Here is an 11339-nt window from a genome sequence, read left to right as displayed (position 1 = left end):
GCCTCGGCCTGGCGCGCGGCCGGCGGCAGATTGACGTCGCCGAAGCCGTCGGCACCGTGCACGTGGGCGGCATCGACCGAGGGATGGATCAGCGGATCGGGAGTGCCGGCGAACACCGGCACGTCGTCGCGGCCAGCCACTTCACACAGCTTCAGGGCGTTGCGGACCGTGTGGTCCAGGCCGACATTGCCGGCGGCGATGGTCAGACCCACGATGTCGTGGCGCTCATCGGCAAAGGCCATCAACAGGGCCAGGGCATCATCGACACCCGGATCGGTGTCGATCAACAGCGGAATCTTCTTGGTCATCATTGCCGTCTTTTCTAGCGGCAAGGGACTGTCTCACCCTGGCGTGACAAATACAAGAAGGGGGATTCGGAGGTCACACGTCGCGGGGCCCGCGACCGGTAGATCACGACCGTTGGTCGTGATCCGTCCGCTACGCGGACGCGAACCGCACCGCGCTGCCGATCCATCGTTGCACGACCCGGTCGGCGACCCCGGGTTGCTCGCCCAGCAACCGCTCGGCCAGCGCATGCACGCCCGGCAGCAGGTCCGCATCACGCGCCAGGTCGGCCATGCGGAACGCGGCCAGGCCGGTCTGGCGCGTGCCGAGCAGTTCGCCCGGGCCACGCAGCTCCAGGTCCTTCTCGGCGATCAGGAAGCCATCATTGGTCTGGCGCATGGTCTCCAGCCGTTCGCGCGCCATCTGTGACAACGGAGCCTGGTACAGCAGCACACAGCGCGACACCGCCGAGCCGCGCCCGACCCGGCCGCGAAGCTGGTGGAGCTGGGCCAGGCCCAGCCGCTCGGCATTCTCGATGATCATCAACGAGGCATTGGGCACGTCGACGCCGACTTCAATCACCGTGGTGGCGACCAGCAGGTCGATCTGCCCGGCCTTGAACGCCACCATCGTGGCCAGCTTGTCCGCCGCTTTCATCCGACCATGCACCAACCCGACGCGCACGCCGGGCAGCAGTGCCTGCAGCGACTCGAAGGTCGCCTGCGCCGGGGTGGCATCCAGTTCCTCGTTCTCTTCGATCAGCGTGCATACCCAGTACACCTGTCGTCCTTCCTGGCAGGCCAGGGCAATGCGCTGGATCAGCTCGGGACGGCGGTCGTTGTTGAGCGCCACGGTCTGCACCGGGGTACGCCCGGGCGGCAGTTCATCAATGGCCGACACATCCAGGTCGGCATATTCGGACATGGCCAGGGTGCGCGGGATCGGCGTGGCGGTCATCACCAGCTGGTGCGGCACGCTGCGTCCATCAGCGCCCTTGTCACGCAGCGCCAGCCGCTGGTGCACCCCGAAGCGGTGCTGCTCATCGACAATGGCCAGCGCGAGATCGGCGAACACCACCGCCTCCTGCATCAGGGCATGGGTGCCGACGACCACCTGTGCTTCGCCCGACGCGACCTCGGCCAGCACCTTGGCGCGCGCTTTGCCGGTGACCTTGCCGGCCAGCCAGGCGGTACGCACGCCCAGCGGCTCGAGCCAGCCGCGCAGGTTGTTCAGATGCTGCTCGGCCAGCAGTTCGGTCGGCGCTGCCAGCGCCACCTGCTTGCCGTGTTCCACCGCCAGCATGGCCGCCAGCGCCGCCACCACGGTTTTGCCGGAACCTACGTCGCCCTGCACCAGGCGCAGCATCGGATGCGCTTTGGCCAGATCCTTGCGGATCTGCTCAAACACCCGCTGCTGCGCACCGGTGAGTGCGAAGGGCAGGCTGCTGCGGAGTTGTTCGACCAGCGCGCCACTGCCGCGCAGCGAAGGTGCGTGATGCGCCTGCAGGGCCATGCGCTGACGGCGCAGGCTGAGGTGATGAGCCAGCAGTTCCTCGATGGCCAATCGTCGCTGCGCCGGATGGCGGCCGGCGGCCAGGGCGGACAGATCCGCATCCGGCGGCGGCCGGTGCACCGTCAGCAGCGCGCTGCGCAGCGAGGGCAGCGACAGGCCATCGAGCCAGCCGGACGGCAGCAGTTCCAGCGTGGCTTCGTCGGGCAGGCGATCCAGCGTCTGTCCGATCAGCTTGCGCAGCGTGACTGGGCCAATGCCCTCGACGGCCGGATAGACCGGGTCCAGGCTGTCGCCCAGCGCCGCATCTTCGTGCTGGCCAAGAATCTGATAACTCGGATGGACGATCTCCAATCCGAACTGGCCCGCCTTGGGCGTGCCGAAGCAGCGCAGACGGGTGCCTTTCGCGAACTGCGCCACCTGCTGCTGACGGAAGTGGAAGAAGCGCAGGACCAGCGTGCCCTGCCCTTCGTCCTCCACCGCCACTTTCAGCATCGGCCGGAAGCGCATGCCGCGCTCGACGGCGACCACCCGCCCCTCCACCTGCGCGGCTACGCCGTTGCGCAGGTCTTCAATGCGGGTCAGCGCGGTGCGGTCTTCATAACGCAGCGGCAGGTGCAGCCACAGGTCCTGCAGCGTCAACAGGCCGCGGCTGGCGAGCTTGGCGGCCACAGCCGGCCCGACGCCGGCGAGCATCGACAAGGATGGTTCGCCGGACGGAGCCAGCACCGGGGTTGCCGCCGCCTTGCGCGCCACGACAGGGGTCAGGCGATGACCATCACCGCGTCGACCTCGAAGTTCGCACCCTTGGGCAGGCCGGACACTTCGATGGTGGAACGGGCCGGGAACGGGGCTTGGAAGTAGTCCTGCATCACCGCATTGACCTTGGCGAACTCGGCCAGGTCGGTCAGGTACAGGCCCAGGCGCACGACCTGGTCCAGCGAACCACCCGCGGCTTCGGCCACCGCCTTGAGGTTGTCGAAGGCGCGGCGCGCCTGGGCTTCGACGTCACCCGCGCCGACGATGTCGCCGGTGGCCGGGTCCAGCGGAATCTGGCCGGAGAAGTACACGGTATTGCCGGCACGCACGGCCTGCGAGTACGGACCGATCGCGGCGGGGGCGTTTTCGGTGTTGATGATCTGGCGGGTCATGGGGTGCTCCGGTGTGTTCAGGAATACAGAGCGCCAATTGTATCGGTTTCCGCCAGCCACGCAGGGCGTGGCTCTTCGTCATGCGTACGTGCAGATCATTGCCGGCGTACCGACTGAACCACGGACAGGCGGCGCAAACGGCGCATGACCTCGGCCAGGTGGTTGCGGTCGCGGACCTGGATGTTGAATGCCAGCACGGCCGCGTTGAAATCACGATCCAGGTAATCCACCCGCTCGATGTTGGAATGGCTCTGCGCGATGGCGGCCGCCAGCTGCGCCAGCACGCCGGTGCCGTTTTCCACCTCCACGATCAGCGCGGTGTCGTAATCGCCGGACACGGTGGTGTCCCAGCCGATCGGCACCCAGCGTTCGGGCGACTTGCGCAGCTCCGCCAGGTTCGGACAGTCCATGCGGTGCACCACGATGCCCTTGCCGGCGGTGTGGTACCCCATGATGTCGTCGCCGGGAATCGGCTGGCAGCAGTTGGCGAAGCTGACCACGCCACGCTCGCTGCCGTTGATCAGGATCTTCTCCTGCGAATGTTTGGAATGCGCGCCGCCGCGCAGCTCGGCGTAAGCCATCAGGGCCTGCGCGGCCTGGTTGGGCATCCAGTTGCCGAGCGCCACCTCGGCCAGCAGCGCCTCCAGGCGCGGGTAACGGTGCTCGGCCAGGAACGCATCCAGGCGCCCCTTCGGCAGGCGCTCCAGCGAGCTGTCCATCGCTTCCAGCGCGCGGTCGAGCATGCGGTGGCCCAGCTGCACCGCATCTTCGTGTTCCAGCTGCTTGAGCTGGTGGCGGATGGCGGTGCGCGCCTTGCTGCTGACCACGAACTCCAGCCACTGCGGCTTGGGCGTGGCCGAGCGCGCGGTGATCACTTCCACGGTCTGCCCGCTGACCAGCTTGGTACGCAGCGGCACCAGTTTCTTGTCCACCCGCGAGGCCACGGCCGTGTTGCCCACGTCGGTGTGCACCGCGTAGGCGAAGTCCAGCGCGGTGGAGTTGCGTGGCAGGGCCAGGATCTTGCCCTTGGGCGTGAACAGGTAGACCTCGTCGGGGAACAGGTCGACCTTCACGTTGTCCAGGAACTCCAGCGACGAACCGGCCGCGCGCTGCGAATCGATCAGTTCAACGATCCAGGCATGCGCCCGGCTCTGCGCGCTGTTGGGACTGTCGCCACCGAACTTGTAGGTCCAGTGCGCGGCCACGCCGCGCTCGGCGATCAGGTCCATTTCCTCGGTGCGGATCTGCACCTCGATCGGCGAGCCGTACGGCCCGAACAGCACGGTGTGCAACGACTGGTAGCCATTGGCCTTGGGAATGGCGATGAAGTCGCGGAAGCGCCCGTCCAGCGGCTTGAAGGTGGCATGCACCGCGCCAAGCGCGTGATAGCTGTTGGGCACGCTGCGCACCACCAGCCGGAAGCCGAACACATCCATGACCTGGTCGAAGGATTTGTTCTCGTCGCGCATCTTGTTGTAGATGCTCCACGGGGTCTTGATCCGGCTCACCAACCGGTGCTCCAGTCCTTCCTTGGCCAACCGCTGCGACAGCTGCACTTCCACCTGCGCCATTGCCTCGCGACGCACCACCGGCTGGCTGCGGATGTGCTTTTCCAGAATGGCGTGGCGCCACGGATAAAGCGCCTTGAAGCCGAGGTTCTGCAGTTCGCTCTTGACCAGGCTCATGCCCAGCCGCTGTGCGATGGGGGCGTAGATCTCCAGCGTTTCGCGGGCGATGCGGCCGCGCGCTTCGCTGCTCTGCGCGCCCAGGGTGCGCATGTTGTGCAGGCGGTCGGCCAGTTTGATCATGATCACGCGCAGATCGCGCGACATCGCCAGCAGCATCTTGCGGAAGCTTTCCGCGGCTGCTTCCTGGCGGTCGCGGAACTTCAGCTTGTCCAGCTTGGTGACACCGTCGACCAGCTCGGCCACGGCCTCGCCGAATTCGGCGGCCAGCTCCTCGCGGGTCAGCGGGGTGTCTTCGATGGTGTCGTGCAGGATCGCCGCAATCAGCGCTTCCACGTCCAGGCCCAGCTCGGCCAGCACCTGCGCCACCGCCACAGGATGGGTGATGTAGGGCTCGCCGGATTTGCGGGTCTGGCCCGCATGCGCCGACGCCCCGACCTCCCACGCACGACGCAGCAGCGGCAGCTGTTCCGGCGGCAGGTAATGGGCCGCGCGCTCAAGCTGGAGGACATAGTCGGGGACGGCCGCGCCGGGAGACACGGCGGCCTTTGCAGTGGGGCCTGGGTTCATGGCTGGAAGACTATTCCAGCCAAGGGATAACGGCAAACTGTTGACAGTCTGAAAAACGCAGACAGCCCGCACAAGGCGGGCTGTCTGGCGTACAACGCGACCGGCAGGCGATCAGTCGTCGTTCTTGGACATGTCTTCGTCGGCGACCACTTCGGCGGCGGCCCATTCCAGCGCTTCACGCTCGGCACGCTCGCGCTCGGCCTTCTCGACTTCGTCGATCAGGGCGTTGTCGATCTTGCGGGCGGCAATTTCACGCAGCGCCAGCACGGTCGGCTTGTCTTCGGTCTCGCTGTTGTCCAGCGTGGCCTGGACGCCGTTGGCCAGCTGACGGGCGCGCTTGGACGCCATCATGACCAGCTCGAAACGGTTGTTCACGACTTCCAGACAATCTTCTACGGTGATGCGGGCCATGCGGGCTCCCGGCAGCCGGCACGGGCTGCTCAATCAAATGAGGTAAAGGGGACGGATTGTAAGGGGCGGACCTGGACAAAATCAAGCCAGGCGGTGAACGCCCCTTTATGAATCAAGCTGTTGCGCCCGGCTCCTGGGTCAGCAGGGCCTGGATCAGGCCGGCGTGGCGGACCTTCTGGGCCTCCCGCCGCAGGCGGCTGGCAGTGAAGATGGCGCACAGCTCATTCACCGCGGTGTCGAACACTTCGTTGACGATGACGTAATCGAAGTCATTGAAGTGCAGCATCTCCTCGCGGGCGGCCCCCAGGCGCTGGGCGATCACCGCTTCGCTGTCCTGGCCACGCTTGCGCATGCGATCCTGGAGAGCCTGCTTGGACGGCGGCAGGATGAATACCGTCACCGTCCCCGGCACCAGCTGACGGACCTGCTGCGCGCCCTGCCAGTCGATCTCCAGCAGCACGTCCTGGCCGGCCGCCAGCTGCGGCTCGACCGACTGCCGGGCGGTGCCCTTCCAGTCGCCATGGACCCAGGCATGCTCGAAGAAGTCGCCTGCGGCGATCATCTTCTCGAACGCCTCGGCGCTGACGAAATGGTAGTGCTCCCCGTTGACCTCGCCCGGACGCATCGCCCGCGAGGTGAACGAGATCGACAGTGCGATCTGCGGGTCACGTGCCAGGGTGGCGTTGACGATGCTGCTTTTGCCGGCCCCGGACGGGGCGGCCACGATATACAGGGTGCCGCGTGCGGGGGCACCGGTCGGCGTGGGCTGGCTGCTCATTCGATGTTCTGCACCTGTTCGCGGATCTGGTCGATCAGCACCTTCAGCTCCACCGCAGCGTTGGAGGTGCGGCTGTCCACTGATTTGGAACCGAGGGTGTTGGCTTCGCGGTTGAATTCCTGCAGCAGGAAGTCGAGGCGGCGGCCGACCGGTTCGCGTTGCTTCAGCACCCGGCGGATCTCCACGATGTGGCTGCGCAGGCGGTCCAGCTCCTCATCCACGTCCAGCTTCTGCAGCCACAGCACCAGCTCCTGCTCGACGCGACCCGGCTCCACCGGGTGCGGCAGGTCGGCCAGGCGCGCGGCCAGCTTGGTGCGCTGCCCTTCCCGGATCTGCGGGATCAGGGTGGTGACATCGGCGGCAATGCGTTCAATTGCGTCAACCCGCTCGCTGATCGCGGTGGCCAGCTTGTCGCCTTCACGCTCGCGCGCGGCGACGAACCCGTCCAGCACCTGCTCCAGCAGGGCCAGCGCTTCGGCCTGCAGGGCCGCCGCGTCGGTGGCTTCACCCTGGGTCACACCCGGCAGCTGCAGCAGCTCGGTGAAGCTGACCTGCAGGTTCGGGAAGTCGGAGGTCAGCCGGTGCGCCAGCGCGCCCAGCTGGCCGAGCAGGACCTCGTTGACCTGCAGGCTGGCGGCGCTCTCCGGCGCGCGCAGGCGCATCACCAGATCCAGCTTGCCCCGGCTCAACCGCGCGGCAATGCGCTCGCGCAGCTGCGGTTCCAGCGCGCGCAGCTCTTCGGGCAGGCGCGTACCGACCTCGAGGAAGCGGTGGTTGACCGAGCGCAGCTCGCATCCCAGCGTGCCCCAAGGCGTGGAGCGCTCGCCGCCGGCATAGGCGGTCATGCTTCGAATCATTCGGGGATTCCGATGCTCTCAAAGGGGGAATGGTACCCTAGCGGTCTCATTCCAGCCTCCTCGTCCGCCGGTCTCCGGTTCGGGCGTGGACCCGCATCCCTCGTCCCACCGGAAACCTTTCATGTCCGATTCCCGTCCCAGCGGCCGCCAGGCCGACCAGCTGCGCGAAGTGCGCATCGAGCGCGCTTTCACCCGCCATGCCGAAGGTTCGGTGCTGGTCAGCTTCGGCGACACCCGCGTGCTGTGTACCGCCAGCGTGGAAAACCGCGTGCCGGGCTTCCTGCGCGGCAAGGGCGAAGGCTGGGTCACGGCCGAATACGGCATGCTGCCGCGCTCCACCCACACCCGCAACGACCGTGAAGCCGCGCGCGGCAAGCAGGGCGGCCGCACCCTGGAAATCCAGCGCCTGATCGGCCGCTCATTGCGCGCCTGCGTCGACCGCCGTGCCCTCGGCGAGCGCACCATCACCCTGGACTGTGACGTGCTGCAGGCCGACGGCGGCACCCGCACCGCCGCCATCACCGGGGCCTACGTGGCACTGGTGGATGCGGTGAATCACCTGATCAGCAAGAGCGAACTGAAGCGCAACCCGATCTTCGGTGCGGTCGCCGCCATTTCCGTCGGCATCTATCGCGGCACCCCGGTGCTGGACCTGGATTACGCCGAAGACAGCGACTGCGACACCGACATGAACGTGGTGATGAACGACGGCGGCGGCTTCATCGAGCTGCAGGGCACGGCTGAAGGCCACGCCTTCCGTCGCGAGGAACTGGATGTCCTGCTGGCCTTGGCCGAAAAGGGCTGTACCGACCTGCTCGCGGCCCAGCAGGCCGCGCTGGCCCAGCCGTGAACCGCCGCATTGCCCTGACCACCCTGGTGGTGGCCGATTACGACGAGGCGATTGCCTGGTACACGGGCAAGCTGGGCTTTGCCCTGCTGGAAGACATCGACCAGGGCAGCAAGCGCTGGGTGGTGGTGGGCCCGACCGACGGCAGTGCAGCCGCGCTGCTGCTGGCCCGCGCCAGCAACGACGAACAGCGTTCGCGGATCGGCAACCAGACCGGTGGCCGGGTTGGCTTCTTCCTGAACACCGACGACTTCTGGCGCGATCATGCCGCCATGCAGGCCGCCGGCGTCGACTTCCTGGAAGCCCCGCGCGAGGAAAGCTACGCCACCGTCGCGGTATTCCGCGACCTGTACGGCAACACCTGGGACCTGCTGGAGCCGAAACAATGAAACTGGTACTGGCCAGCGGCAACGCCGGCAAACTGAAGGAACTGCAGGCCATGCTGGCCGACCTGCCGCTGCAGATCGTGGCGCAGGGCGAGCTCGGCGTCAGCGACGTGCCGGAAACCGGCCTCACCTTTGTCGAGAACGCGCTGATCAAGGCCCGTCACGCCTGCGCCAGCACCGGTCTGCCGGCGTTGGCCGACGACTCCGGCCTGATCGTGGATGCACTGGACGGTGCCCCCGGCCTGTACAGCGCCCGCTACGCCGGCAGCCCGACCAACGACGCGGCCAACAACGCCAAGCTGCTGGAGGCGCTGCGTGATGTGCCTGCCGAACGCCGCACTGCGCGCTTCTACGCGGTGATCGTGCTGCTGCGTCATGCCAACGATCCTCAGCCACTGATCTGCGAAGGCAGCTGGGAAGGCGAGATCCTCGATGAGCTGCGCGGCAGCCATGGCTTCGGCTACAACCCGCTGTTCCTGGACCCGGTGCTGCAGCAGACCGCTGCGGAAATGGCTCCGGACCTGAAGAACGCGATGAGCCATCGGGCCAAGGCGCTGCAGCTGCTGAAGCAACGGCTGCCGACGGCATTTTGATGATTGCCGGGCGGAGCCCGGCACTACACGTCACCCCGAATCATGTCTGATCCTCATTGCCACCTTCCGGGCGAACACTGCGACCACGACCACGGCGTGTCGCTGGTGCCGCCGCCGCTGTCGCTGTATGTGCACCTGCCCTGGTGCGTGCGCAAATGCCCGTACTGCGACTTCAACTCGCATGCGGGCAAAGGCGAGCTGCCCTTCGACGCCTACATCGACGCCCTGGTCCGCGACCTCGACCAGGACCTGCCGCTGGTCTGGGGCCGGGTGGTGAACAGCGTGTTCTTTGGCGGCGGCACCCCCAGCCTGTTCCCGCCGGAGGCCATCGACCGCTTCCTGCAGGCTGCCGCCGCGCGGCTGCGCTTCGCGCCGAATCTGGAAGTGACGCTGGAGACCAACCCGGGCACCGCCGAGCACGGTCGCTTCGACCGCTACCGCGCCGCCGGGGTGAACCGCATCAGCTTCGGCATCCAGACCTTCAACGATGAGGCGCTGAAGCGGCTGGGCCGCATCCACGACAGCGGCGAAGCCGAGCGCGCGGTCAAGCTGGCCCAGGACGCCGGCTATGACAACTTCAACATCGACCTGATGTATGCGCTGCCGGAGCAGACCCTGGCCCAGGCCGAGCACGACCTCGAACGCGCGTTCGCCCTGCAGCCGACCCATCTCTCGCACTACCAGCTCACCCTGGAACCCAACACGGTGTTCTTTGCCCGCCCGCCGCAGGGTCTCCCCGATGACGATGCGGCCTGGGACATCCAGGAACACTGCCAACGCATGCTCGCCGAGGCCGGCTACGCGCAATACGAAGTGAGCGCCTATGCCCGCCCCGGCCGGCAGAGCGCCCACAACCTGAATTACTGGCGCTTCGGCGATTACCTGGGCATCGGCGCCGGTGCCCACGGCAAGATCAGCTCCGGGGCCGAACAGCACGTCCTGCGCCGCTGGAAGCACAAGCACCCCCAGACCTTCATGGACACCGCCGGCAGCGCGGCATCCATCGGTGGCGATGACGTGATCGACGCGGCACGACTGCCGTTCGAGTACATGCTGAACCTGCTGCGTCTGCACGAAGGCTTCGCGCTGAAGGACTTCGAGTCACGTACCGGGCTGGACCGGCAGGTGATTGCGGAGCCGTTGCGCACGGCGGTCGAACGCGGCTGGATGACGCTGGACGCTGGACGCGCGGAGCCAACCGAGCTCGGACGGCGGTTTACCAATGACGCGGTGGAGTTGTTTCTGCCCTAGCATCGTGATGGCCGGCCGTTGGCCGGCCCACGCATCGTCGGGACACCCCTTATGGCGGGAAACCCGCGAAAACGTTAGATTCCGTACTCTACAGGGGAGCCGGAACCACAACGGATGTCTGCGTCCGCACCGCCATTGCCACCCGACACCCGCCGCTTTGACAGCGTCGAGGCACCGCCGCGCGTGCGCCGCCTGCTGGCCGCGCTGCAGGCGCTGGCCGCACAGACCCTGGCCAACCCGCTGAAGCTGACCATCGTCGAGCTGGAACGCGAGCTGTTCCGCGAGGCCGAACGCGCGCGCAACAGCCAGATCCAGGCCGACATCTACGCCCAGACCCGGCGCCTGCACGAAATCAGTGCGCAGTTCGCCCCGCGCTTTCTGGACGCGCTGGGCGCGGCACTGGCCAAGCTGCGCGAGCCACGCGTCCGCCATGAGCCGACGGCACCCGCGCCAGTAACCGCGACCACCCTGACTCTGGTCACCGACACCGATATCGACCGCGACATCGTGTTGGCCGATATCACCCGCCGCGAGGCACAGCGCTCAGCCAGCGCCCTGCAGCTGCTGGGCCAGCGTTTCGGCGTGCTTGCCGCCGGCCCCGAGTTCGACGTCGAAGACCTGCCGTTCGGCCCCTACGTGCTGTGCCGGATCACCCGCGAGCTGGGCGAACAGTTCGAGCTCGGCCTGGAAACCCAGCTGACGCTGTACCGGGTGTTCGACCACCAGCTGCTGGAGCGGCTGGGTGAACTGCTGGAACGTGCCAACATCCTGCTCGCCCACGAAGGCATCCTGCCGGGCCTCGTCTACACGCCCTATCTGGCCCGCTCGGCCACGACCCGCCGCATCGTCACGGGTCCCGAACGGGGTACCGCCGGTGCCTGGCGCAAGGCCGGCGGTGCTGCCACACGTCCGCTGACCGGCTGGAGCGGGTCTTCAGGCGGCGGCAACTGGGCTGCGATGACCGAGGAGGCGATCGGCGCGCCGCCCGCGTCCACGCCGGCCACACCTGCCAGCAG

General features: G+C 67.2%; 12 protein-coding genes. 5 read left to right on the top strand and 7 right to left on the bottom strand.

The annotated features are described in order from the left end of the window. The 7 genes from EGJ34_RS17560 to EGJ34_RS17530 form a co-directional block, all read right to left on the bottom strand. The coding region (locus EGJ34_RS17560; protein ID WP_185750226.1) for a nucleoside hydrolase at nt 1–308 on the bottom strand (308 nt) is incomplete at its 3' end. Nucleotides 309–438: 130 nt separating this feature from the next. Then, entirely contained in the window at nt 439–2490 is a 2052-nt protein-coding gene (recG, locus tag EGJ34_RS17555) for an ATP-dependent DNA helicase RecG (RefSeq protein WP_185750227.1), read from the bottom strand. A gap of 68 nt (nt 2491–2558) precedes the next feature. Next, a complete protein-coding gene (locus EGJ34_RS17550; RefSeq protein ID WP_125361763.1) occupies nt 2559–2945 on the bottom strand; it encodes a RidA family protein in 387 nt (128 codons plus the stop codon). 95 nt (nt 2946–3040) lie between these two features. After that, complete coding sequence (locus EGJ34_RS17545) at nt 3041–5200, bottom strand: bifunctional (p)ppGpp synthetase/guanosine-3',5'-bis(diphosphate) 3'-pyrophosphohydrolase (RefSeq protein ID WP_125361762.1); 2160 nt, start codon at nt 5198–5200, stop codon at nt 3041–3043. A gap of 111 nt (nt 5201–5311) precedes the next feature. Then, nucleotides 5312–5611, bottom strand: coding sequence for a DNA-directed RNA polymerase subunit omega (rpoZ, locus tag EGJ34_RS17540; RefSeq protein WP_005410877.1), 300 nt, complete (start codon nt 5609–5611; stop codon nt 5312–5314). Between the two features lie 112 nt (nt 5612–5723). After that, nucleotides 5724–6389 carry a guanylate kinase gene (gene gmk, locus EGJ34_RS17535; protein ID WP_125361761.1) on the bottom strand — a complete coding sequence of 222 codons (666 nt, stop codon included), beginning with the start codon at nt 6387–6389 and terminating at the stop codon, nt 5724–5726. Beyond that, nucleotides 6386–7246 carry a YicC/YloC family endoribonuclease gene (locus tag EGJ34_RS17530; RefSeq protein WP_125361760.1) on the bottom strand — a complete coding sequence of 287 codons (861 nt, stop codon included), beginning with the start codon at nt 7244–7246 and terminating at the stop codon, nt 6386–6388. Before EGJ34_RS17530 ends, gmk begins: the two co-directional genes overlap by 4 nt. Nucleotides 7247–7367: 121 nt before the next feature. Here EGJ34_RS17530 and rph point away from each other — a divergent pair, with 121 nt between their 5' ends. The 5 genes from rph to EGJ34_RS17505 all read left to right on the top strand — a co-directional run. Next, nucleotides 7368–8096 carry a ribonuclease PH gene (gene rph, locus EGJ34_RS17525; RefSeq protein ID WP_125361759.1) on the top strand — a complete coding sequence of 243 codons (729 nt, stop codon included), beginning with the start codon at nt 7368–7370 and terminating at the stop codon, nt 8094–8096. Then, nucleotides 8093–8482, top strand: a complete 390-nt coding sequence (locus tag EGJ34_RS17520) for a VOC family protein (protein WP_125361758.1) — start codon at nt 8093–8095, stop codon at nt 8480–8482. Before rph ends, EGJ34_RS17520 begins: the two co-directional genes overlap by 4 nt. Then, nucleotides 8479–9072: an RdgB/HAM1 family non-canonical purine NTP pyrophosphatase gene (gene rdgB / locus EGJ34_RS17515; protein ID WP_185750225.1), complete on the top strand. Its 594-nt coding sequence runs from the start codon at nt 8479–8481 to the stop codon at nt 9070–9072. The genes EGJ34_RS17520 and rdgB overlap by 4 nt, the downstream gene beginning before the upstream one ends. A 42-nt stretch (nt 9073–9114) precedes the next feature. Next, nucleotides 9115–10323 carry a radical SAM family heme chaperone HemW gene (gene hemW, locus EGJ34_RS17510; protein WP_125361757.1) on the top strand — a complete coding sequence of 403 codons (1209 nt, stop codon included), beginning with the start codon at nt 9115–9117 and terminating at the stop codon, nt 10321–10323. Nucleotides 10324–10437: 114 nt separating this feature from the next. After that, nucleotides 10438–11339, top strand: a 902-nt coding sequence (locus EGJ34_RS17505; protein WP_125361756.1) for a DUF1631 family protein, incomplete at its 3' end; no start/stop codon positions are given.

Origin of the sequence: Stenotrophomonas sp. 278, from assembly GCF_003935715.1 — a bacterium.
Taxonomy (GTDB): Bacteria; Pseudomonadota; Gammaproteobacteria; order Xanthomonadales; family Xanthomonadaceae; genus Stenotrophomonas; species Stenotrophomonas maltophilia_AH.
This window is presented reverse-complemented; position numbering and strand designations above follow the sequence as displayed.